Annotated in this window: 19 protein-coding genes; 2 read left to right on the top strand and 17 right to left on the bottom strand. The window is 66.7% G+C overall.

Annotated elements, in window-relative coordinates; translation table 11 throughout:
* Window positions 1-16: 16 nt before the first annotated feature.
* From ABD53_RS00205 to ABD53_RS00125, 17 genes are all read right to left on the bottom strand, one after another.
* A complete protein-coding gene (locus ABD53_RS00205) occupies window positions 17-766 on the bottom strand; it encodes a ThuA domain-containing protein (protein ID WP_047863753.1) in 750 nt (249 codons plus the stop codon).
* A gap of 161 nt (window positions 767-927) precedes the next feature.
* Window positions 928-2,295: an NADH-quinone oxidoreductase subunit N gene (locus ABD53_RS00200; RefSeq protein WP_200900252.1), complete on the bottom strand. Its 1,368-nt coding sequence runs from the start codon at window positions 2,293-2,295 to the stop codon at window positions 928-930.
* A 2-nt stretch (window positions 2,296-2,297) separates the two neighbouring features.
* Window positions 2,298-3,782 carry a complex I subunit 4 family protein gene (locus tag ABD53_RS00195; protein WP_047863752.1) on the bottom strand — a complete coding sequence of 495 codons (1,485 nt, stop codon included), beginning with the start codon at window positions 3,780-3,782 and terminating at the stop codon, window positions 2,298-2,300.
* A gap of 10 nt (window positions 3,783-3,792) precedes the next feature.
* Window positions 3,793-5,631, bottom strand: coding sequence for an NADH-quinone oxidoreductase subunit 5 family protein (locus tag ABD53_RS00190; RefSeq protein ID WP_047863751.1), 1,839 nt, complete (start codon window positions 5,629-5,631; stop codon window positions 3,793-3,795).
* Window positions 5,628-5,933, bottom strand: a complete 306-nt coding sequence (gene nuoK / locus ABD53_RS00185; RefSeq protein WP_152670530.1) for an NADH-quinone oxidoreductase subunit NuoK — start codon at window positions 5,931-5,933, stop codon at window positions 5,628-5,630. Before nuoK ends, ABD53_RS00190 begins: the two co-directional genes overlap by 4 nt.
* Window positions 5,933-6,475 carry an NADH-quinone oxidoreductase subunit J family protein gene (locus tag ABD53_RS00180; RefSeq protein ID WP_047863749.1) on the bottom strand — a complete coding sequence of 181 codons (543 nt, stop codon included), beginning with the start codon at window positions 6,473-6,475 and terminating at the stop codon, window positions 5,933-5,935. Before ABD53_RS00180 ends, nuoK begins: the two co-directional genes overlap by 1 nt.
* Before the next feature lie 21 nt (window positions 6,476-6,496).
* On the bottom strand, window positions 6,497-7,390 hold the full coding sequence (locus ABD53_RS00175; RefSeq protein WP_047863748.1) for a complex I subunit 1/NuoH family protein: 894 nt from the start codon (window positions 7,388-7,390) through the stop codon (window positions 6,497-6,499).
* Entirely contained in the window at window positions 7,387-9,090 is a 1,704-nt protein-coding gene (locus ABD53_RS17110) for an NADH-quinone oxidoreductase subunit D-related protein (RefSeq protein WP_053057481.1), read from the bottom strand. The genes ABD53_RS00175 and ABD53_RS17110 overlap by 4 nt, the downstream gene beginning before the upstream one ends.
* On the bottom strand, window positions 9,087-9,449 hold the full coding sequence (locus tag ABD53_RS00165) for an NADH-quinone oxidoreductase subunit A (RefSeq protein ID WP_047863747.1): 363 nt from the start codon (window positions 9,447-9,449) through the stop codon (window positions 9,087-9,089). The genes ABD53_RS17110 and ABD53_RS00165 overlap by 4 nt, the downstream gene beginning before the upstream one ends.
* Before the next feature lie 386 nt (window positions 9,450-9,835).
* Window positions 9,836-10,237: a four-helix bundle copper-binding protein gene (locus ABD53_RS00160; RefSeq protein ID WP_047863746.1), complete on the bottom strand. Its 402-nt coding sequence runs from the start codon at window positions 10,235-10,237 to the stop codon at window positions 9,836-9,838.
* A 98-nt stretch (window positions 10,238-10,335) separates the two neighbouring features.
* Window positions 10,336-10,638: a heavy-metal-associated domain-containing protein gene (locus ABD53_RS00155; RefSeq protein ID WP_200900232.1), complete on the bottom strand. Its 303-nt coding sequence runs from the start codon at window positions 10,636-10,638 to the stop codon at window positions 10,336-10,338.
* Window positions 10,639-10,669: 31 nt separating this feature from the next.
* Window positions 10,670-10,963 (bottom strand): metal-sensitive transcriptional regulator, encoded by a 294-nt coding sequence (locus ABD53_RS00150; protein ID WP_152670497.1) that lies wholly within the window; start codon window positions 10,961-10,963, stop codon window positions 10,670-10,672.
* Window positions 10,964-11,030: 67 nt separating this feature from the next.
* Window positions 11,031-13,514, bottom strand: coding sequence for a heavy metal translocating P-type ATPase (locus ABD53_RS00145; protein ID WP_235401191.1), 2,484 nt, complete (start codon window positions 13,512-13,514; stop codon window positions 11,031-11,033).
* Between the two features lie 175 nt (window positions 13,515-13,689).
* Window positions 13,690-14,517 (bottom strand): alpha/beta fold hydrolase, encoded by an 828-nt coding sequence (locus tag ABD53_RS00140; RefSeq protein WP_047863744.1) that lies wholly within the window; start codon window positions 14,515-14,517, stop codon window positions 13,690-13,692.
* Between the two features lie 116 nt (window positions 14,518-14,633).
* Complete coding sequence (locus ABD53_RS00135; RefSeq protein ID WP_084709194.1) at window positions 14,634-16,052, bottom strand: (Fe-S)-binding protein; 1,419 nt, start codon at window positions 16,050-16,052, stop codon at window positions 14,634-14,636.
* Between the two features lie 95 nt (window positions 16,053-16,147).
* Window positions 16,148-17,437 (bottom strand): FAD-binding oxidoreductase, encoded by a 1,290-nt coding sequence (locus ABD53_RS00130; RefSeq protein WP_047863743.1) that lies wholly within the window; start codon window positions 17,435-17,437, stop codon window positions 16,148-16,150.
* Window positions 17,437-18,888: an FAD-linked oxidase C-terminal domain-containing protein gene (locus tag ABD53_RS00125; RefSeq protein WP_047863742.1), complete on the bottom strand. Its 1,452-nt coding sequence runs from the start codon at window positions 18,886-18,888 to the stop codon at window positions 17,437-17,439. Before ABD53_RS00125 ends, ABD53_RS00130 begins: the two co-directional genes overlap by 1 nt.
* Window positions 18,889-19,290: 402 nt before the next feature.
* Here ABD53_RS00125 and ABD53_RS00120 point away from each other — a divergent pair, with 402 nt between their 5' ends.
* Window positions 19,291-21,102 (top strand): L-lactate permease, encoded by a 1,812-nt coding sequence (locus ABD53_RS00120; RefSeq protein ID WP_047863741.1) that lies wholly within the window; start codon window positions 19,291-19,293, stop codon window positions 21,100-21,102.
* 178 nt (window positions 21,103-21,280) lie between these two features.
* Complete coding sequence (locus tag ABD53_RS00115; protein WP_047863740.1) at window positions 21,281-22,027, top strand: (Fe-S)-binding protein; 747 nt, start codon at window positions 21,281-21,283, stop codon at window positions 22,025-22,027.
* The last annotated feature ends 22 nt before the right edge of the window (window positions 22,028-22,049 follow it).

Below are 22,049 nucleotides of genomic sequence, written 5' to 3'. Positions count from 1 at the left end.
AGTCTAGGGGAGCGACCTACGAGTTTCCGGGGCTCTCCGGGGGCTCCGTGTTACCGTGCGTGGGAGCGGCACCAGGCCTGGGCGCGGCCCAGCGGACGGCGTTGTTTACGATGCGGCGCACTTCGGGATGGTGATAGGAAGGGTTCTCCTCGTGGCCGGGGCGGAAGTAGAAGATCCTGCCGCGTCCCCGCCGGTAACAGAGGCCGCTGCGGAACACCTCGCCGCCGCCGAACCAGCTCACGAACACCAGCTCCTCGGGCGGTGGCACGTCGAAGGGCTCACCGTACATCTCCTCCTCGGGGAGGTCTACGTACTCCCCGAGGCCCTCGACTATCGGGTGGGCGGGATCTACCACCCACAGCCGCTCCCGGTCGTCGTGGCGCCACTTGAGGGAGCAGGTAGTGCCCAAGAGGCGCTGGAAGATCTTCGCGAAGTGCCCCGAGTGCAGCACGATCAGACCCATACCGCCGAGCACCCTCCGGTGGACCCGATCCACGACCTCCTCAGAGACCTCTGCGTGCGCCCTGTGACCCCACCACAGGAGCACGTCCGTCTCCGCCAGAGCCTCCTCCGTAAGACCGTGCTCCGGCTCGTCAAGCGTGGCGGTGCGGACGTTCTGCAGGCCGCCTTCCCGGAGCGCCTCCGACAGGGTGGCGTGTATACCCCCAGGATACAGCTCGGCGGGCCTCGCCTCGTCCCGCTCGTGCCGGTACTCGTTCCACACCGTGACCCGGAGGCCGCGCGGCGTGTTGTTGGTTTCAGCCAACCTGACCTCCTTCCCGGAACGCTAGTCACCCGTGTTCAGATCAGGATAGTCTGAGCGCAGCAACGTCATCGCGCAAACCGCCCGTTCACCACCCGGCCTTTGTGCCCGCTGACGGCTGACGGCTCGCCCTCCGAGCAAGGCCCGGTCTTCTACAGGGCGCTTTAGACCAGCCCTCCGAGCAGGGCCAGCGCCGCCACACCCCCGGCCACGGTGATTACCAGCGCGAGGAGCCACACAGCCGTAACGGGGAGCGGCGCGGTCTTCGGCTCCTTGGACTGAGAGTACATCGGCACGATCACGCGCAGGTACACGGCGAGCGAGATCACGCTGTTCAGGATGGCGACGACGGCGAGCCACACGTAGCCGGGCTGTATCGCAGCTCCGAACAGGAGGAGCTTGCCGACAAAGCCCGCGGTGGGCGGTATCCCCACGAGTGAGATCAGGAACACCACCATCGCCCCGCCCGCCCAGGGCGCGTACCGCCCGAGGCCGGTGAGGTCCGTCAGGTAACGCCCGTACCCGCCGACGATGGCGAAGGCCCCGACGTTCATGGCGGCGTAGGCGGCGGCGAAGACGACGAGTGCGGGCAACGCCAGGTCGCTGCGTCCGACCGCCACCACGGCGAGCAGGAAGTATCCCGACTGCGCTATGGAGGAGTAGGCCAGCAGCCGCACGACGTTGTTCTGCACGAGAGCGGCCAGGTTGCCGTAGGTCATCGAGAGCACGGCGAGTCCGGCAACCACCGGAGCCCAACCGGTCTCCAGCGGCAGGGAGCGCGCCACCTGCGCCAGGGCGAAGATCGCGCCGACCTTCGGCACCACGGACATAAACACCGCCACCGCGACGGGCGCGCCGTCGTAGGCGTCCGGCGCCCAGAAGTGGAACGGCGCCACCGCCGCCTTGTAGCCGAGCCCGACGAGCACGGCAAGGAGCCCCAGGGCACCGGCGACGGGAGCGCCGGAGAGGGCGTCCAGCTCCGAGAGCAGGGTCGAGCCCGCCGCGCCGTACCAGTAGGTGAGGCCGAAGATCATGACCGCCCCGGTCACCGAGCCGAACACGAAGAACTTCATCGCCGCCTCCGTCGCCCGCCCGTCGCGGGGATGGGCGGTGAGCGCGAACGATCCCAGCGAGGCGAGCAGCACCCCGAGCACTAGGAACATCACGTCGCCCGCGGCGGCCAGCACCAGCGCCCCAAACGCCGTGAACGAAAAGAGGGCGTGAAGCGTCCCCTCCCGCTCGTCGCCCTTAGTCTCGGGGTAAGCGAGCACGGCGCATAGAGCGGTAGCTGGCAGCAGCGCGAGCTTGGCCCCGGCGGTCAGGGAGTCCACCCGGAAGGTGCCCATGAACACCGAGGTCTCCGTGCCGACCAGGGGCACCGTCAGGGCGGCGGCGACGAGCAGCCCTACTACGGTGAACGGCAGGGAGGCCCGCCCGAGGCCGAGCATCTCCAGAATGAGCGCCCCGACCGCGGTCAGCAGGACCGCTATCTCTGGCGCCAGGAGCGCCAGGTCGCCACCCATCGCGGACATGCTCACGGCAGAATCGCCCCCGTGGCGGCGTGTATCACGTCGAGCACGAGGAAGGGTGCCACCCCGACGAGCACGACGAGCGCCAGCAGCGGCACCACGGCCAGCAGCTCGTAGGAGGCCAGATCCTTCATCCCCCGCCACTCGTCGGAGTCATTAGGGGTCTCGCCGAGAAAGGCAAGCCGGAGCGCGCGCAGGTACAGCCCGGCGGTGATGGCTATGCCGGCCACCGCGATCACGGCTATCGGGTAGACGCTCAGCGTGCCGAGAAAGATCTGGAACTCCGCCGGGAAGTGAGCCAGCCCCGGCAGCCCGAGCGAGGCGAAGGCCGCCAGCACGAATAGCCAGCCGAGAACAGGCACCGGTCCGAGCAGCCCGCCAAGGCGGCCAATATCTCGGGTGTGGGTGCGGGCCTGCACCATCCCGACCAGCAGGAACAGCGCGCCGGTTACTAGCCCGTGGCTGACCATCTGCAACACCGCTCCATCCAGCGCCAGCGTGCGCGGCCCCGCCCCGGCCCCCGCGGCGGCCACCGCCACCCCGAGCACCACGTAGCCCATGTGGTTGATGCTGGTGTAGGCGACCAGCCGCTTGAGGTCGGCCTGGGCCAGCGCGACGAACGCCCCGTACAGGGCGGCGAAGACGCCGAAGGCCGCGACGAACGGAGCGGCGGCGCGGAAGGCGTCGGGCGTCATCTGCAGGGCGAAGCGGACTAGGCCGTAGGTCCCGAGCTTCAGCATCACGCCGGCCAGGATCACGCTCCCCGCGGTCGGCGCCTCCACGTGTGCCGCCGGCAGCCAGGTGTGGACCGGGAAGACGGGGATCTTCACGAAGAAGGTGACGAGCATGGCGACGAGAGCCAGCGTCGCCGTGAGCCCGGCCAGCGGCGGCGAGGCTATGAGCTCCCGCATGTCGAAGGTGCGCGGGTCGCTGCCCAGGTACAGCGCCAGGATGGCGAGTAGAAGCGGCAGGCTGCCGAGCAGCGTGTAGATGAAGAAGGTCAGCGCCGCCCGCTGGCGGTCATCCTCGCCCCAGCCGGCGATGATGAAGTACATCCCGACCAGCGTCACCTCGAAGAAGACGTAGAAAAGTATCGCATCCAGCGACACGAACACCCCGAGACACGCCGTCTCCAGCAACAGAAACAGCGCCACGTAGGAGCGTGCCCGCTCGGTGATCTTCACCGAGAACACGAGCGAGACCAGGAACAGCACCGCCGTCATCAGGACCAGCGGCAGGCTCACGCCGTCCACGCCGACGCGGTACGCCACGCCGGCGGACGGGATCCAGGCCAGCTCCTCCACCTGCGAGAACCCCGCCCCGGAGACGCCCCTCACCCACATCCCGACCGCCCCGAGCAGCGTCAGCCCGGAGACCGCGATACCCACCGTATGTGCCACGCGCGGCGTAGCCGCTACCGCGGGCAGCGAGACCAGCAGCGCCGCGCCGAGCAGCGGTAAGAAAAGTGTCAGTGAGACTAGCGGGAACATTCTCTCCTCTCTAGGGTAACGGGTTGGATCCGGGCTGCAGCAGGGCGAAGAGGCTCAAGGAGATCAGGATCACCGCCACCCCAAAAGCCGCCAGCATGAGCTCCCGGTGCACGAGCCCGGTCTGCATACGGCGGGCCCTCCGCCCCAGGCGCCGCATCCCCCGTACGAGCCCGGCGATAAGGCGGTCTATCCCGTGCTCGTCCGTAGCGCGGGCAACATTGGCCACGCTCAGGGACAGCCTCCCTGCGCCAAGCACCCCGGCGTGCAGACCGCGATCCACGGCGTCCGCCGTCAGCGCCAGCGCGAGCGCGGGCCGGGCGACCAGCCCATCGAAGCCGCCCAGAACGCGGAAGCCCCGCTCCGCCGCTCCGCGTAGCGGACCGAGCAGCGTCCCGGCGGGCACGAGCCATCCGAGCACTAGACCGGCGAGCGCGAGCGCCAGCCCAAGCAGCGCGGCGAGGAACCCGAACGGGATCTCCCGCCCTAGCAGCCCCGTCAGTGGAGCCTTCGCCACGCCGAGCGCGGCGGCGAGTACGACGAGCGCGGCGAGCCCCGCCCACATCCAGCGCGCCCCCGGCACACTCTTGTCTTCTCCTTCTCCGCGCCAGAGCAGGCGCAGGGCGCGGGCCACGTACACGGCGGTAAGTAGAGCTCCGACGAGCGCGAGCGGAGCCAGCACAGGGGCAGACGGCGAGTGCAGCGTGGCGGCCACGACGGCCTCCTTGGAGAAGAACCCCGAGAGCGGCGGTACCCCGGCGAGCGCGAGCCCCGCCACGACGAAGCCCAGGTACACCGGGAGGCGCTCGCGGCCCACGCCGCCGAGGTCGGCGAACGCCGTGGAGCTCCGGGCGCGCTGGAAGACGCCGGCGCCGAGAAACAGCGAGCTCTTCATCGCGGCGTGGGCCACGAGGTGAAAGAGAGCCGCCGCCGGAGCGCCCGCGCCGACCGCGAGCAGCATGAAGCCGTACTGGCTGGAGGTAGAGGCCGCCAAAAGACGCTTGAGGTCGCGCCCGGAGACGGCGATCACGCCGGCCACCACCGCCGTGACCCCGCCTAGAATCCCGGTAGCGAGCTGGGCCGCCGGGGTCAGCATCGGCGAGACCCGCACCAGCAGCAGCGCGCCCGCCGCGACCAGCGTCGCCGAGTGAAGCAGCGCCGAGACCGGAGTCGGGCCGGTCATGGCGTCCTGCAGCCAGCCCTGCAGAGGAACCTGGGCCGACTTGCCCGCCACGGCCACCAGCAGGGCGAGGCCCGCGAAGGTGGCGACCGGTCCGCCGAGCTCCAGGGTGCGGGAGATCTCGCTCGTACCCGTCTGTGAGATCAGGACGAACACGGCCACGTACAGCCCGAGGTCCGCAGTCCGGGTGTACAAGAACGCCCGCACCGCCGACCTCGCCGCATCCCGCCGCTCGTAGTGGAACCCGATCAGCAGGTACGAACAGAGACCGATGATCTCCCACGCCGCCAGCAGCAGCACCCAGTCTCCGGCGAGCACGAGTGTCTGCATCGCGCCTACGAAGAGCGACATCTGCCCGAAGAAGCGCGCCTGCCCGGCCTCCTCCTTCATGTAGCCAACCGCGTACACCACCACCAGCAGCCCGACCACCCCGACCACCGCAGAGGCGACGGCGGTAACAGGCTCCGCGACGAGCCGCAGCGGCAGCCCCGGGAGTCCCGGAAGCGTCGCGGAGTAGCGCCCCCCGCCCGCCACACCGGCGAGCGCGTAGAGTGATCCCGCGAGCCCGGCGGCGGAGCCGAACAGGGCCAGCGCAGCCCCGCCCCGGCGCAGAGCCAGGATCGCGGCAGCGGCCAGCAGAGGGCCGAGTATCGCCAGCGCCACCCCGATCATCCTTTGAGTTCCTGGGCCTCTTCCATCTCCACGGTGCCGCTGGAGCGGAAGCGGAGGGTGCCCACGCCGAAGCCGACGGCCATCTCCAGCGCCATCACGGTCATCACGATGAGGACGAACATCTGACCCGAGTACGCCTCCGGGTGCAGAAAGCGCCAGAAGGCGACCAGGTTGACCATCGCCCCGCCGAGCATGACCTCCACGCCCATCATGATCATGACCAGGTTCGTCTGCGAGAGCGCCCCGTAGATGCCGACCCCGAAGAGCAGCGCCCCGATAAACAGCGCCACGTAGAACGGGATCACGCCTCCTCACCTGACCTCTCCGATAACGCCATCCGCCGCTCCGCACTCGTGGCTATCGCGGTGGCGGTGGCGGCGATCATGGCCGTCATGATGGTCACCCCTGCGGTCTCGAAGATGAGCATGGAGCGGCCCATGAGCTCTATCCCGAGGTCGTGTGTCTGCTGCGAGGGAGGGGGCGCGGCGGCGACCTCACCCCAGCCCACGAGCACCGCCGCCCCGAGCGCCACGACGCCACCCAGCGCACCGGCGGCTATGGAGGCCCGCTTCTGGTGGGTCATGTCCATCGCGCCCAGCCCGCCCGGGTCCATCATGTACATCACCATGAACACGGCCATGATCGCCATCTCCGTCGCCATCATCATGATCTGGAGCACCCCGAGAAACTCCGTCTGCATCGCCAGGAACATCCCGCCTATCGCCGCCTGCGAGAAAAGGAGCGCGAGCGCCGAGCGCACCATCGAGTAGGTCAGAAAGACCACCAGCGCGAACCACACCGCCGCGACCCCGAAAAAAGCCAGGAATATCGTCTGGAGCATCATCGTTAAACCTTCACCTTAGCCTCACACCACCAGCAACATGACGCCGACCACGAAGATGTTGAGGAGCGCTATCGGTATGCCGAGCTTCCAGCACCACGACAGGAAGTGCGCCTCCCGCACCCGGGGCGCGTAGCGGCCCACGACGAGCATCGCCGCCGCCACCGCGAGAGTCTTTGTCGCGGTCCAGGCCCAGCCGGGCAGCACAGGCCCGAGCCAGCCGCCGAGGTAGAAGACCGTGATCGCCGCGGCCAGCGTTACGACGAGCGCGGCGCGGGCCAGGCGCATCACGGCCAGCCGCGGCCCCGTGTACTCGGCCATGACGCCGCCGGCGAGCTCTCCAGGGGCGGTGGGCAGGTCGAACGGCGGCAGGAAGCAGACCGCCATCGCCGCCACGACGAAGGGCACAAAACCCAGGGGCTGGTAGATCGCATTCGGCAGAGCGGCCTGCGAGGTCACGACCTCGGTGGTGAAGAGCGACTCGGCGCGCATGGCGACCGCCGTGATGGGCATGACTACGAGCATCGAGTAGCCGACGAGCTGGCCAAGGAAGCGGAAGCCGCCGACCATCGCGTACGCCCCGTCCGGTCCCCACCCGGCCATTACGAGCGCGACCATCACGTAGGCCAGGGCGGCGTTGATAAACAGCGCGCCCGTGGCCAAGTCCGCGACGATGAGTCCGGGGGCCAGCGGCAACACGGCCGTGGCGAGCACGGCGCTTACGAGCAACAGGACCGGCGCGGTCTCGTAGAAGATGCGGTCCGACTGGCGCGGCAGAAACGACTCCCGCCCGAGCAGAGCAACCCCGCTCCTGAGCGGCCCGGCGAGCCTCAGGCTTCCGGTCGAGACCCAGCCCTCCAGCACGGCCACCAGGTACACGCCGGCCAGGAGCGCCATCAGAACCACGAACGTGCTCATCCGGCCTCCCCATCGGCCAGGCCCCAGGGCGAGAGATCCAGCGAGCCCACCCCCACGAGCGCGTCCCCGACCTCACGTTGCAGGGTCACCTCCTCTACGAGCCGCAGGTGCGCCTCCGAGGGGATCTGAAGCTCGGTCTCGCGTATCTCGCCCTCTTGCAGCGTGAGGCTCAACGAGGCCATGCCGCGCGGGGTCTCGACGCTCGCCGCGCCGGAACCGGAGACGTCTCCCGGGCCGTTTTCAGGGAAAGCGTCCCCGGTCTCGCGTTGGCCCGCGCCCTCGATCAGGGTCAGGCCCTGATCGATCTCGGCCAGCCGTAGCCGTAGCCTGTCCAGCGCGTCGCTGCCCTGCCTCACGACCGGCTCGAAGCCCAGCGCGGCATACTCCGCCTCACTGGCGCGGGCGTCCTCTGAGATACCGGAGGCCCGCGCCACGGGACCGGCCGCGCCGCGCGGACCGGACAGCGCCCCGATCCCGGCCAGCCTCCGACGCAGCAGCGGGGTACGCTCGACACGGCGAGATAGCCTCTCCACATCCCGCCGAAGCTCGGAGATCTCCCCAGGCTCAACCCTCTGCACGGCAAACTGCAGCTCGCCGGCCCGCCGCACCAGCCACTCGTACCCGATAACGTGGGCGAAGCCCGCGAGCCAGCTCAGGTGACTCGCCACGCGCTCGCGCTCCAGCACGGCCACCCGGGCTAGCGTCGTCCCCTCGTCTACCTCCCTGTCGGCGATCGCCTCCAGAGCCCGGTGCGCCAGCAGCCGGTAAGAGACCGGCGAAAGCAGGTCTACGTGAGACAGACGTTCGGCAAGAGACTCGGCAGATCCCGTGAGGTCCACAGGGCCACCGGCTACGGAGCCATACTCGACCTGCTCCACGGTGTCGCCGCCCATGGTGAAAGCCAGCTTGAGGCCGCCGGTCAAACCGGGGAATAGCGGGCCAAACGGCGTCCTCACCCACTCCATCTGCAGGCCGTCCGAGCCCTGCGGAGCACCCTCGGTCATCTCCAGCATGCTCATGAAGTCCTCACCCGAGACCGGAGAAGGGATATCCTCGTGCTCCTCTTCCCCGTCGCTCTCCTCTTCGGACTCGCCGTGGTCGTGCTCGCCGTGGTCGTGCTCGCCGTGGTTGCTTCCGCCTCCACCGGCCTCCTGGGCGACGAGGTCCATGCCGCACTTGGGGCAGGTGCCGGGCTCGTCTTGGACTACCTCGGGGTGCATCGGGCAGACATACTGTATGACGCTCTCCAGCACGGCGGCCTCGAAATCCTCGGCGCGAGGGTCGAAGGCCCCTTCCGTAAAGCGGCGGCGTAGCTCATCGACGCCGGATTCGAGTCCCTCCTGAGACAGCCCAACAGAGAGGTCCGCCCCCACCGGTAGGCTATCCTCGGTGGTCCCAAGCGCCAACACGGCCCGGGGGCGGGGCATCTGGGCGTAGGCGACGGTGGCCGCGTCCGCCAGCCCCTCCGGTAGTTCGCCGACGACGACCAGCACGCTCGCGTGGCGGGGGGTGACGGCTTCGGTGAGACCCGCGGCGCGGAGATCCAGGCCGCGGGCGCGGGCCACCTCCGCGCCCGGGACGACGAAGGCGGAGAGCTCGCGGGCCATCGCCCGGGAGACCAGCCGCCGGAAGAACGACTGCTCCACCCCCCGGGACCCGGAGAGCGCGGAGCTCTGCGTAATGTTCTCCGCGGCACTCATTGCCGTCTCAAAGCCCCCTGGCTCCAGCCGTACAGCAGACCCAGGAACAGGATCGCCAGAAACACGCCCATATCCAGCAGCGCCTTCAGCCCGAGCTCCTGGTACACCACCGCCCACGGATACATGTAGGCCATCTCCATGTCGAAGGCCAGAAACAGCAGCGCGTAACCATAGTAGCGTGCGTGGTAGCGCGCCCAGACGGGATCCCTGGAGTGCTCTCCGGCGCTAGCCGGCACGTCCTTGCCCTCCTCGTCCATCGGCCGCCCGGTGGAACGCGCGATGGCGTACACGCAGAGCGCGAAGCCGATCACGCCCACGGTAAGTCCGAAGAGCAGCGCGTACTGCTGCAGGGCACTCACGCCCGCTCCTCTCTGCCCGCGAACTCCGTCTGCCGAGAACGAGGCGGTAATGTGTAGCGCATGCCAATCACTATCATCTCCGGGCAGTTTGCAGCCGGACCCATAATATACCCCCCAGGTGTATAATTCTACCCATTTTCTACTCGTCTCGTCCTAGACTGACTACGTCGCCAGGCTGTTGGAGATGGTCTAGGGCGTGGGCTTTGGGGACCGTGTCCGTCGGGGTAGAGGGCGAGAGGTTAAGGAATCGAGAGGCTAGAGTGACGGCGAGATCTTCTACGGCTCTGCGGCTTTAACCTAAAGCAACCAAACCATAAAATTCCGGAACGAGCCTGATAAAAGACAGGCCCGCCCCGGACTCCACATCCTCCGACTCTAAGAGAAGATTACAGTGCCGAGAGAACGTCGTTGCAAGCCTGCTCGCAGCGGCGGCAAGCCTCGGCGCACACGCGGCAATGCTCGTGGTGGTTCGCATGACGCTCGCACTCGTCGCCGCAGAGCTTCGCGGCGCGGGCGCAGGCCTCGACCGCGGCCCGGACCATCTGGGGCTCTACAGCCGTCTGCCGCGACATTACCCTGCCTGCCGTGTTGCAGAGGTCGGCGCAGTCCAGGTCGGTGCGGATACAGTACGCTAGATCCTCCGGATTACCCTCTCCGAGGCAGGCGTCGGCGCAGGCCGTACACGTCTGGGCGCACTCGAAGCACGCGTCTATAGCCTCCGCCAGCTTTTCGGCGTCCACTGGGGCCTGGGCCGGGTGAGTCTCGATCATCTGCCCTGCTCGGGACATGATCTCCTCCTCTACTCTCTTACACTACACGAATACACCTGCCCCGCACCCCTATATTGCAAACATCCGCGCCTCGCAAAGAAACCGGAACGGGGGCGTTAGGCGGCCAGCGTGTACCCTGCCTCCTCTACCGCGCCTTTCAGATCCTCGTCCGAGATCTTCGAGTCGTCGTAGCGTACTTCGACGGTGCCCGTCTCAAAGTCGGCATTCGAGTGCTGGACACCTTCCAGCCCACCAAGCTCCTCCTCGACGGCGGCCTTGCAGTGGCCGCAACTCATGCCCTCGACGGTGAGCATCCGCTCGGTCATCGCGCTCCCCTCTTCGTTCGTCTGTTCTCCGTTACCGAGCCCTTCCCCTTTACCGGAAAAGAGTCTATGCGCGAGATCCTTCAGTCCAGACATCGTGTCCTCCTCTCTATGGCTCTGGGCGGCACTATACCTTCAGGAATCGCTCTATCGCCGCCGTTAGCTCCTGCAGCTTCTGCTCGGTGTCCTCCCGGTTCTCGATAGAGTGCCGGACGCAATGCTCGACGTGATCCTGCAGCACGATGGTCCCGACCTTCTCCAGCGCCGAGACGCTGCTCGAGATCTGGGTGAGGATGTCTATGCAGTAGGCCTGCTCGTCCACCATCCGCTGCAGCCCGCGGATCTGGCCCTCTATGCGCTTGAGGCGGTTCTGCAGCTTGTCCTTGTCATCGGCCTTTATGTAGCCGTGTTGCTGTCCCACTGCTGGGGCTGATCCCTCCTCGGTACCTTCCACCTCTACCTCTTCTCCTCTCTGTTCCGGCTTACGGCTAGATGCTAACGCGCCGCAGTCTAAGGGCGTTGGATAGAACGGTCACGCTGGAGAGCGCCATCGCCGCCGCCGCAAGCACCGGGTTCAAAAAGCCGTACTCGCCGAGGATCGGTCCCAGAACCTCGGGCACCGTACCGCCCGAGAAGAACGGGTACAGGATGCCGGCCGCCACCGGGATCAAGGCCGTGTTATAGGCGAAGGCCCAGAACAGATTCTGCTTTATGTTGCGCACCGTCGCTTTCGAGAGCCCGACGGCCCGCCCGACGCCGCGTACGTCGCCGGAGATCAGGGTGAGATCCGCCGCCTCCATCGCCACGTCCGTGCCGGTGCCGATAGCCACCCCGACGTCCGCCTGGGCCAGCGCGGGGGCGTCGTTTATGCCGTCGCCGACCATAGCGACCCGCCTGCCTTCTCCCTGCAGCCGCGAGACCTCGTCGGCCTTGTCCTCGGGACGCACCTCGGCGAGCACGCGGTCTATGCCAAGCTCGCCGGCTATCGCCTGTGCCGTGCGGCGGTTATCTCCGGTCATCATGGCGACCTCGAGGCCCATCTCGTGCAGCTTTTCCACCGCCTCTCGCGACTCGTCGCGCACCACATCGGCGACGGCGACGAGTCCGGCGGGCTTGCCGTCCACCGCCACGAACATCGGGGTCTTGCCCGCGCCCGCAAGCTCCTCGCTCCGGGGCGCCAGGCCATCCTCTTCAGCGCCGGATTCGGTGATGAAGCGCCGGCTGCCGACCAGCACCTCCCGGCCATCGACGGTGGCCCGTACTCCACCGCCGGCCACCGCCTCGAAGCTCTCGGCTTCGGAAAGCTCGACCCCGCGGCCCCGCGCGCCCTCGACCAATGCCTCTCCCAGGGGGTGCTCGCTGCCGCGCTCGGCGGCGGCCACGAGACTCAGCAGCTCGTCCTCGGGGATGCCGTTTGCCGGTATGACCTCGGTGAGTTCTGGCTGGCCGCGGGTGAGGGTGCCCGTCTTGTCCAGGATGACGGTATCCAGCTTGTGGGCGTTCTCCAGCACCTCGCCGCCCTTTATGAGGATGCCCGACTCCGCTCCCTTGCCGGTGCCGACCATGATGGAGGTCGGGGTGGCAAGACCCATGGCACAGGGGCAGGCGATGATTAGGACAGCCACCGTATTCAGCAGGGCGAAGGTAAACGCGGGCTCCGGTCCGATAAAAAGCCAGATCGCGAACGTGATCGCCGCGACCACCATCACGGCGGGTACGAAGATGCCGCTGATCCTGTCCGCCAGACGCTGTATCGGGGCCTTCGACCCCTGAGCCTCCTCGACCATGCGGATGATCTGGGCCAGAGCCGTGTCCCGCCCGACCTTCGTCGCCTCGAAGCGGAAAGCCCCGGAGGTGTTGATGGTCGCCCCTATCACCTCGTCCCCGGCGCGCTTGGTGACCGGCATGGGCTCGCCCGTGATCATGGCCTCGTCCACCGCCGACTCGCCGCCGATCACGCGCCCATCAACCGGAACCTTCTCCCCGGGCCGCACCACGATCACATCCCCGACTACAACCTCCTCGACGGGTACGTCCGCCTCTTCACCGTCGCACACGACGCGGGCGGTGTTCGCCCGCAGCCCCGCGAGCTTCTTTATGGCCTCGCTGGTCCGGCCCTTGGCGCGAGCTTCGAGCAACCTGCCGAGCAGGATTAGGGTAATGATGAGCGCCGCCGTGTCGAAGTACACGTCGGCCCGGCCCGCGAGAACGCCGGGGGCCGCGGTGGCTACCAGACTGTACAGGTAAGCCGCACTCGTCCCGAGCACGACCAGGGTATTCATGTCCGCCGCGCCGTGCTTGGCCGCGCCCCAGGCCCCACGGTAGAAGCGCCACCCGGCCCAGAACTGCACCGGCGTCGCCAGCGCCAGCAGACCGACGTTCAACCACGCCACCGGCACCGGCGACTCGAACCCGAGCATGTGCGGCAGGCTGCCAAGCAAGATCAGGGCCGTCAGCACCGCCGCAACGGTAACGCTCTTCTTGAGCTTCTGGTACTCGTCCTCATGCGCGTCCGCACTGGAGTCCGCGGCCTCTTCGTCCCCGGATACGACCCCGTATCCAGCGTCCTCGACGGCCTTCTCCAAGTCAGAGGCCTCTACCTCGCCGGGGAGGTGATCCACGGTCGCCCGCTCCGTAGCCAGGTTCACGCTGGCGTTCAACACACCCGGCGCCCGGCCCAGCGCCTTCTCGACCCGCCCGACACAGCTCGCGCACGACATCCCGGTAACGCCAAGGCTAGTCTGCCGCACCTCGGCACCGTACCCGGCGCCCCGCACGGCCTCGACGAGACCTTCCGGCCGCGTAAGCTCCGGGTCGTAGGATACAGAGGCCCGCTCCGTAGCCAGGTTGACGCTAGCCTCCGCAACACCTTCCGCCCGCGCCAGGGCCTTCTCCACCCGCCCCGAACAGGAGGCGCAACTCATGCCAGTTACCGGTATCGTGATCTGCTCGTACCCGACCTTCTCGGCCAACTCGCCGCTCCTTCTAGCTAATGAGAGCTTATTCTACTATACCCCCCTACCGTATCAAAGATAGTCTTTTCTTCACCTGCTTAACCTGTGCGTAAATAGTTTGCGAGAGATTGGAATGGTGCCAATTCCGGCTACGGAGAGTGCCTATGGTAGGCAGCTACGAAAGAATAGTTTGCTAGTTATTTCGCAGGAAGTCCACTATTTTTGAGTTTATGTAAGCGAAAGACTGTCTTGAAGGGACATGCCGCTCTCCTTCCAAGGCTTCGATGGCAACCAGATTAGGCACTATCTCTTTTGCCCGCTCCGCAACCACCTCTCCCGGAAAGAAGACATCTTCTTCGGATACGAAGATTAACGTCGGCGCACCGAAGTCCGTCAGTTCCTCTTGGGTAGCCATTCTGGGGAGCTGCGTATCCAGCTTGACATTGCGGTAGATCGCTCCGAGTTGGCGTACGTAAGGCTCTTCCAACTCGGTTAGGATAGGCTTGGCGGCGCGGAGCAATCGTTCGCAATTCGGAGAGCTCATATAAAGCAACATCGGCCCCACGACCTCACGTACCATTCCCCATGTCGAACCGGAGGCTAGCCCCGCCGGTGAGACCAAAGCTGCGTGCGACACTCTTTCGGGAGCGTAGCCTGCCACCCGCAGAGCAATCCCCCCTCCGTAGGAGATGCCGACGAACGGGACTCTCTTCAGGTCCAGAGCATCCAGGAGATCCAACGACCACTGAGCATGGCCGTCGCTATGCGCGGGGGGGCGAACCTGGGCACTCTTACCCGGCTGTCCGATGAGGTCCGGCGAGTAGAGACGATACGACTCCGCCAGAGGCGCGAACCATGAAAGGCACAGCGGGTTCAGAAAATTGCCGCCGTGTAGCACCACTAGCGGAGGGGCGTCTTCGAGTCCAATGGCCAAGACGTGAGTCTCGCCGAAGTGGGTGTCTACGACTCGACTCTCATACTGAAAGCCTAGACGAGACAGCGCTTCATCGTAGGTCGCCATGAGCTCTGCCTCGCCCCCCGGACTACGATATATTGATCCCTTAGACAACGCCGTCCCTCACGAATAAGGGCGCTCACTTACGCCTTTTTCTGGCGACCCGGTTTCCAAAGATTAGTTTAGCGCCCGACCACGCTCTCTATCGGCTCGCCGCGGATGGAGGCGTCGAGGACCTCCATCGGGTGGGCCATGGGCATGTCGTGGCCCATCTTCTTCAGGGTAGATTGGATCTGGAGCATGCAGCCGGGGTTGGAGGTTATGAGCATCTCCGCGCCGGTCTTGAGGACGTTCTCGGCCTTGCGCTTGCCGAGCTCGGCGGCGGGCTCGGGCTCGACCATGTTGTAGATTCCGGCGGAGCCGCAGCAGATCTCGGCCTCCCGGATCTCGCGCAGCTCGACCCCGGGGATGCCCTTGAGCGTGTTGCGGGGCTGCTTCTTGATGCCCTGCGCGTGCGAGAGGTGGCAAGCGTCGTGGTAGGCGGCGGCGACGTCCAGCTCGTGGCGCTCGGCGACGGTGCCGATCTCCTGCAGGAACTCCGACACGTCGCGCACCTTGGCGCTGAACGCGGCGGCCCGCTCGGCGTACTCGGGGTCGTCGCGCAGGATGTGACCGTACTCCTTCATCGTGGAGCCGCAGCCGGCGGCGTTTATGACGTAGTTGTCCAGCTCGTAGGGCTCGAAGGTGTCTATAGTCTTCTTGGCGAACGCGATGGACTCCTCCTCGCGCCCGGCGTGGGTGGAGAGCGCGCCGCAGCAGCCCTGCTCCTTCGGGGCTACTACCTCGCAGCCCTCGGCGGCGAGCACCCGCGCGGTGGCGGTGTTGACCTGGGAGAAGAAGGTGCGCTGCACGCAGCCGGTCAGGATGCCGACCCTCCGGCGGCGCTCCCCGACGGGGCTCGTAAGCTCTGGCGTCCTCTCCTCCTTGCCGAGCTCGGGCATCAGGGCCTCCATCGCCCGGAGGCGGGCCGGGAGCTTGTCCATCACGCCGGCTTTTTTGAGCTTCGTGCCGACGCCGAGGCGCTGGTACAGCTTGAGCGGCGCAGCGGCTGCGCGGAGGCGCTTCGGATACGGGAAGAGCTGGAAGATCATCTCCCGGAAAGCCTTGTCCGGCACGCTGCGCTCGTAACGGCGCTCGACCTGCGAGCGGGTCGCCTCTATGAGCTTGTCGTACTGCACGCCCGACGGGCACGCCGTCACACACGCCATGCAGCCGAGGCACAGGTCGAAGTGCCGGACCATCTGGTCGTTCATCGGCTCCTCGTCGCGGCCCTTGTTCATCAGGTAGATGCGGCCTCGGGGAGAGTCCATCTCCTCCCCGAAAAGGACGTAAGTCGGGCAGGTCGGCAGGCAGAATCCGCAGTGGACGCAGTCGTCTATGATGCCCTTGTCCGGCGGGTGATGGGCGTCGAAGGCCGGGAAGCTGACCTTGCCCGTCTCGCGGCGCCCCGCCCCGACGGTGGCCTCCTCGGCGAGCTTGCTCGCCTCGCCGACGTCCTGGCCGAGGTCCTGGGTCCTCTCGGCGCCGATGGAGCTCACCATCGCGGTATCCTTCGGCATGTCCTGGCGGTTGTTACCGTTGCTGCTGTTCTCGCCGTTGTTACCTTCGCGTCCAGAGTTCTGTGGCCTGTCCGTCACTACATACCCCCTATAAACCTGCCCGGGCTCATCGTGGCCCGGGGGTCGAAACGCTCTTTTACGCGCCTTATCAAGACTTCCTTGTCTCCCGCAGGCCCCCAGGTCTCCACGCGGCGCTTGACGCCGGCCGGGGCCCGCCACACGGTCACGCTACCGCCCGCATACTCGCCGACTACGTGGTCCCGGACCTCCTGTATGGCGCTAGCCTGAGCCTCTTCGCCGCCGCCGGAGAGCCCGACCTGGGCCACGCCGCTGGCCGCACTGGCGACTATGCGGCACTCCAGACCGGAGCCGTCTGCGGCCCGCTCGACGGTTTGTAAGACGTGGGTCAGGCCGGCCGGGAACGCGCTTATCTTCAGGGCCACCTCGTCGTCGCCGGTACGCGGCGGCTCCTCCGGCCCGAGAGAGTCGGCCTCCTCATCGGAGAGTGAGCGGGTCTCACCGAAGCCCTGGAGTATCTGCGTGATCGTCTCCGACTGCGCCTCCACGCCGGGGTCTATGCCCTCGATAAGAACCGAGAGTGTCCCGCGCCCGCTACGCCAGTGCAGCTCGCAAGAGCTGGGCTCGACGCTGGACTTCATTATCTCCTGGGATGCCTCACCCGCCCTGGACGCATCGTCGAGGTCCACGGCGATGGTACGCGCCGCCTCGGGCAGCGGATGGAGGCGGAAGTTGGTCTCTGTAATGACGCCCAGCGCCCCGGATGAGCCTGTAAAGAGCTTGGAGAGATCGTAGCCGGCGACGTTCTTCACGACCTTGCCACCGGCCTTTGCGATGGTGCCGTCGGCGAGCACGATGGTTATCCCGATGATGAGGTCCCGCACGGTACCGTAGCGCAGCCGGCGCGGGCCGCTGGAGTTCGCCGCCACGAGGCCGCCCATCGTCGCCCCTAGCTTGCGCTCGGGCGGGTCGAGGGCCAGTATCTGGTCGGAGCCCTTTATCCGGTCCAGGAGCTCGGAAAGCGGCAGCCCGGCCTGGACGCGGATGATCTGGTCCCCGGGCACGTGCTCTACCACCTCGTCCATCCGCGAGAGGCTAACGATGAGATCGAGCCTGGAAGGCACATTGCCCAGCGAGAGCTTCGTCCCGGCTCCCCGGGGAGCTACCCCCAAACCCCGCTCGTTGGCGAGCGCGAGCACGCCGGAAACCTCCTCGGTGGTGCCGGGCTCCACGACGTGCGAGGGTGCGACGCCGTCTATTGCGTCGCCGCCGGACGCCTCACGAACGTTCGCCGCCCCGACTATCTCTTGAAGCTCGTCTACCGGTACCTTCGTCTCGGTGGCGGCCATTAGAAGTTCTCCGCCATCCCGGCCTTCTGGACCTCGTGCATCTGGAAAGGTCCCGGCCGTTCGCCGCACAGCCGCGGGGTCGGGAAGACCTTTCCGGGGTTACACAGGCCGTGCGGGTCGAAGGCGCAGCGAAGTAGCTGCATGGTGTCCATGTCCTCGGTGGTGAACATCTTTGGCATGTACTTCTTCTTGTCCTGGCCGATTCCGTGCTCGCCGGTAAGGGAGCCGCCGTGCCGCAGACAGGCGAACACGATCTCACCCGCGAGGTCCTCGGCACGCTCCGCCTCGCCCTCGACCTCGTTGTCGTACAGGACGAGCGGGTGCAGATTCCCGTCGCCGGCGTGGAAGACGTTCGCCACCCGCATCCCGTACTGCTTGCCGAGCTCGGAGATCTCGTGCAGCGTCGCCGGAAGCTCGGTACGGGGCACGACGCCATCCTGCACGTAGTAGTCGTTCGAGATGCGGCCCATCGCGGCGAACGCGGCCTTGCGGCCCTTCCAGAAAAGCGCCCGCTCCTCGTCGTCCTCGGCGACCCGCACGGTGCCGGAGTTCTCCTCGCAGATCTTCATCGTGCGCTCGAACTGGCTCTCCACCTCCGCCTCAGGCCCATCCAGCTCCACTATGAGCACCGCCCCGGCGTCGGGGAATCCCGGATGGACCGCCTTCTCGACGGCCTCGATGCACAGGGCGTCCATCATCTCTATGGCGGCCGGGACTATCCCGTCGCCGATGATCCCCGAGACCGCGCCACCGGCGTCCTCGGTACCGTCGAAGGCGGCGAGCAGGGTACGCACGCTCTCGGGCTTGGTGAGCACCCGGAGAGTAATTCTGGTCGCTATTCCGAGCGTCCCCTCGGAGCCGACGAACGCCCCGAGCAGGTCCGGCCCCGGCGCGTCCGGGGCCTTGCCGCCGCCGAGATTCACCACCGACCCGTCGGCGAGCACGACCTCGGCCCCCATGACGTGGTTGGTGGTAAACCCGTACTTCAGGCAGTGGACGCCGCCGGAGTTCTCCGCGAGGTTGCCGCCGATGGAGGAGACGATCTGGCTGGCCGGGTCGGGGGCGTAGTAGTAGCCGTCTCCGGCGACCTCTTGGCTTACCCAGAGGTTTATGACGCCCGGCTCGACGACCACGCGCTGATTCTCCAGGTCCACCTCGAGGATGTGCCGCATGCGGGAGAGCACTATCAGGACGCCCTCGGCCACGGGCAGCGCGCCGCCGGAGAGCCCGGTGCCGGAGCCCCGGGCCACCCAGGGGATGCCCTCGTCGTAGAGCAGCTTGAGTATCTCCTGTACCTGCCCGCCGCTCTCGGGCATCACCACGAGGCTCGGGATGACCCGGTAGTTCATCAGACCGTCACACTCGTAGGTGCGGAGCTGCTCGTGCTCGGAGATCACACCCTGGGCCCCGAGTATCCGCTCCATGTCCGCCGCGATACGCTCCGTGTGCATGCGCTCCTCCTGGTCGCCAGCCTTTCCCGGACTCCGCCATCCCCGGTCCGCCACCCCGGGCGGCCCCGAAACTCCACAAATTCTATATCATGTTTCCCGTATATCTCGCATAGGCCCGTGGCCGCCGCGCTTACCGGAACCACGCGGGGACATGCAGGGCTATACAGCGCCATACAGGGTCATAAAGAGTCATGGACTCCGCCCCGGGCGCGGGGCTCCATCGGTCCCGCAACCTTACAACAACGGCTGTTTTCCGCAGAACGGAATATATTCTTTCGAGACTCCGAGTATGGTGCTACAGTTTCTCGGGTGCAATCCTGATAGGTGGATAGCGTCCGGGGTGGCGGGGATCAGGAGAAACGTGCGGTCTTTGGGCTGCGACGAGGGGAACAGGAGGAGTGGATGGAGAATCTGGCGTTACTAAGCCTGCTGGCGCTGGCGCCCATTTTGACGATTGGCGTATTGCTGGTGGGGTTCCGATGGCCCGCCATCAAGGCCATGCCGGTCGGGTACGTGGTCGTGGTAATCATCGGCTTTGCGGTGTGGCGGATGAGCTTCGCGAGCGTGGCGGCCTCTACCGTGCAGGGGATATTGATTGCGTTATCCATCCTGTACATCGTGTTCGGGGCGCTCTTGCTCTTGGCGACTCTGAGTGAGAGCGGTGCGGTGGATACCATCCGCACCGGATTTACGAGCATCAGCGCCGACCGGCGCGTGCAGGTGATCATCATCGCGTGGCTGTTCGGCGCGTTCATCGAAGGCGCGGCCGGGTTCGGTACCCCGGCGGCCGTCGCGGCGCCACTCCTGCTCGCGCTCGGTTTCCCGGCGATGGCGGCGGTGATGAGCGGCCTCATCATCCAGAGTACGCCCGTCAGCTTCGGCGCGGCGGGCACGCCGATATTAGTAGGCGTGACCGAAGGTCTACGCGGCGCCGGTCCGGTCAACACGCTGCTCTCAGAGAGGGGTCTGGAGCTGGCGCAATACGCGGACGGCATAGCCGTGCGGGTAGCCACGCTACATGCGGTGGCCGGGTCCCTGATCCCGCTGATTCTGGCCTGTATGCTGACCGGCTTCTTCGGCCAGAACAGAAGCTTCGGCGAGGGGCTCGGGGTGTGGAAGTTCGCGCTTTTCGCGGCGTTCTCGATGACCGTGCCGTACCTGTTCTTCGCGGCCACCCTCGGCCCGGAGTTCCCGGCGCTCTTGGGCGGCCTCGTCGGGCTGTTTATCGTGGTCTTCGCCGCCCGGCGCGGCTTTCTCATGCCGGATGAGCCCTGGGACTTCGGCCCGCGCTCCGAGTGGGAAGACGACTGGATGGGCAACGTGGATCCGGACAGCCTCACCAGCGGCAATGCGACCATGAGCACGGTGCGGGCGTGGTCGCCGTACCTGATCGTGGCCCTCCTACTGGTCATAACCCGCATACCCGTAACCGCCGAGGGCAACCCGCTCGGCAACTACCTCTCCGGCATAGCCCCGGTGTGGAACAACATATTCGGGACCGAGATCTCGGACGACTCGCTCGCGATCTTCTACCTGCCGGGCTTCATGTTCCTGGTCGCCGTGCTCATAACCTACGTGATACACGGCATGGGCCCGGCCCAGATCGCCCGCTCCTGGCGCACCGCCGGGCGTCAGGTCTTCGGCGCGGCTTTCGCGCTGCTCTTGGCGCTCCCGATGGTCCGGGTGTTCATCAACTCCAGCGAGGAGTTCAACGCCTCCGGGCTCGCCAGCATGCCGCTTACCCTGGCGGAGGGTGTGGCGAGCCTCGCCGGCTCGACCTGGCCGTTCTTCGCCCCGATTATCGGGGCGCTCGGCGCTTTCGTGGCCGGCTCGAACACGGTCAGCAACCTCACCTTCTCGCTGTTCCAGTTCGGCACCGCGAGCAACATCGGCGTGACAGAGTCGGTGGTCGTGGCGGCCCAGGCCGTCGGGGGCGCGGCGGGGAACATGATCACGGTCCACAACGTCGTCGCGGCCTCCGCCACGGTCGGCCTGCTGGGGCGCGAGGGAGCCCTGATCCGCAAGACCATCCTGCCGATGACCTACTACCTGCTCCTGGCAGGCTCGCTGACGTTTATCTGGATCTACGGCCTCGGCTTCAACCTGGGCACGATAGGCCTGCTGGTCCTTATCGGCATCCTGGTGGCGCTGGCGGTCGTCGGCAGACGCTCGGCCAAACGCCGCAGGCCCCAGCACCAGCGCACTCCCGTGTAACACGGCTCACAGCCTCCCAACACGTTGCCACCAGCCGGCGGGGCCTCACGGGGTCCCGCCTTCTCGTTCAAGGAGCTTTTCCAGAAGCTCCCGTAAGACCAGTGAAACCTTTCAGCGCGATCCCCGGCACGCGGTGTAAGCTGTGTACCTGGACCGGATGCGGTTAGGAGAGGTGGGATTGCGCGTAGGGCTATTCATAACCTGCTTCAACGACACGCTGTTCCCGGGGACCGGGCGGGCAACCGTCGAGGTGCTGGAGAGGCTCGGCGTGGAGGTGGACTTCCCGTTCGAGCAGACCTGCTGCGGCCAGATGCACTTCAACACCGGCTATCAGCGCGAGGCCATACCACTCGTAAAACGCTTCGTGGACGTATTCTCCGGCTACGAGGCGGTTGTCGCGCCTTCGGGCTCGTGCGTCGGGATGGTGCGCGAGCTATACGGGCGGGCGGCGGAGCTCGCGGGGGACCGGGGCCTCGCCCTCCGCGTTGCCGAGCTACAGCCGAAGGTATACGAGCTCTCGGAGTTTCTGGTGGACAGGCTGGGCGTCACGGATGTCGGGGCGTACTATCCGCACCGGGTCACCTACCATCCGACCTGCCACTCGCTTCGGATGCTCGGCGTCGGCGGCAAGCCGAAGCGGCTCCTGGATAACGTGCGCGGCATCGAGCTGGTGGATCTGCCACAGGCGGAGGAGTGTTGCGGCTTTGGCGGCACTTTCGCGGTCAAGAACGCCGACACCTCGACGGCGATGCTCTCGGACAAGATGCAGCACATAAAGAGCACGAAGGCCGAGGTGGTCACCGCCGGAGACAACTCGTGCCTGATGCACATCGGCGGCGGTCTGGCACGGGGGCGGTCGGGGGTCGAGGCCGTCCACCTGGCCGAGATACTGGCGGCCGGCTCCGGCGAGAGAGGGTCGAGCTAGATGAGTGCTGGAAGGGAGGTTT

The sequence above is a fragment of the Rubrobacter aplysinae genome (assembly GCF_001029505.1).
Taxonomy (GTDB): Bacteria; Actinomycetota; Rubrobacteria; order Rubrobacterales; family Rubrobacteraceae; genus Rubrobacter_A; species Rubrobacter_A aplysinae.
Note: the sequence above shows the minus strand (reverse complement) of the source record. Positions and strands in the feature narration are given on the sequence as shown.

Bases quoted from the DNA above. Each gene is read 5' to 3' on its own strand.
- ABD53_RS00180 (WP_047863749.1), bottom strand. From the start codon at position 6,475: ATGATGCTCCAGACGATATTCCTGGCTTTTTTCGGGGTCGCGGCGGTG.
- ABD53_RS00200 (WP_200900252.1), bottom strand. From the start codon at position 2,295: ATGTCCGCGATGGGTGGCGACCTGGCGCTCCTGGCGCCAGAGATAGCG.
- ABD53_RS00130 (WP_047863743.1), bottom strand. From the start codon at position 17,437: ATGGCCGCCACCGAGACGAAGGTACCGGTAGACGAGCTTCAAGAGATA.
- ABD53_RS00195 (WP_047863752.1), bottom strand. From the start codon at position 3,782: ATGTTCCCGCTAGTCTCACTGACACTTTTCTTACCGCTGCTCGGCGCG.
- ABD53_RS00175 (WP_047863748.1), bottom strand. From the start codon at position 7,390: ATGAGCACGTTCGTGGTTCTGATGGCGCTCCTGGCCGGCGTGTACCTG.
- ABD53_RS00135 (WP_084709194.1), bottom strand. From the start codon at position 16,052: ATGGTGAGCTCCATCGGCGCCGAGAGGACCCAGGACCTCGGCCAGGAC.
- ABD53_RS00190 (WP_047863751.1), bottom strand. From the start codon at position 5,631: ATGATCGGGGTGGCGCTGGCGATACTCGGCCCTCTGCTGGCCGCTGCC.
- ABD53_RS17110 (WP_053057481.1), bottom strand. From the start codon at position 9,090: ATGAGTGCCGCGGAGAACATTACGCAGAGCTCCGCGCTCTCCGGGTCC.
- ABD53_RS00160 (WP_047863746.1), bottom strand. From the start codon at position 10,237: ATGTCCCGAGCAGGGCAGATGATCGAGACTCACCCGGCCCAGGCCCCA.
- ABD53_RS00120 (WP_047863741.1), top strand. From the start codon at position 19,291: ATGGAGAATCTGGCGTTACTAAGCCTGCTGGCGCTGGCGCCCATTTTG.
- ABD53_RS00140 (WP_047863744.1), bottom strand. From the start codon at position 14,517: ATGGCGACCTACGATGAAGCGCTGTCTCGTCTAGGCTTTCAGTATGAG.
- ABD53_RS00125 (WP_047863742.1), bottom strand. From the start codon at position 18,888: ATGCACACGGAGCGTATCGCGGCGGACATGGAGCGGATACTCGGGGCC.
- ABD53_RS00155 (WP_200900232.1), bottom strand. From the start codon at position 10,638: ATGTCTGGACTGAAGGATCTCGCGCATAGACTCTTTTCCGGTAAAGGG.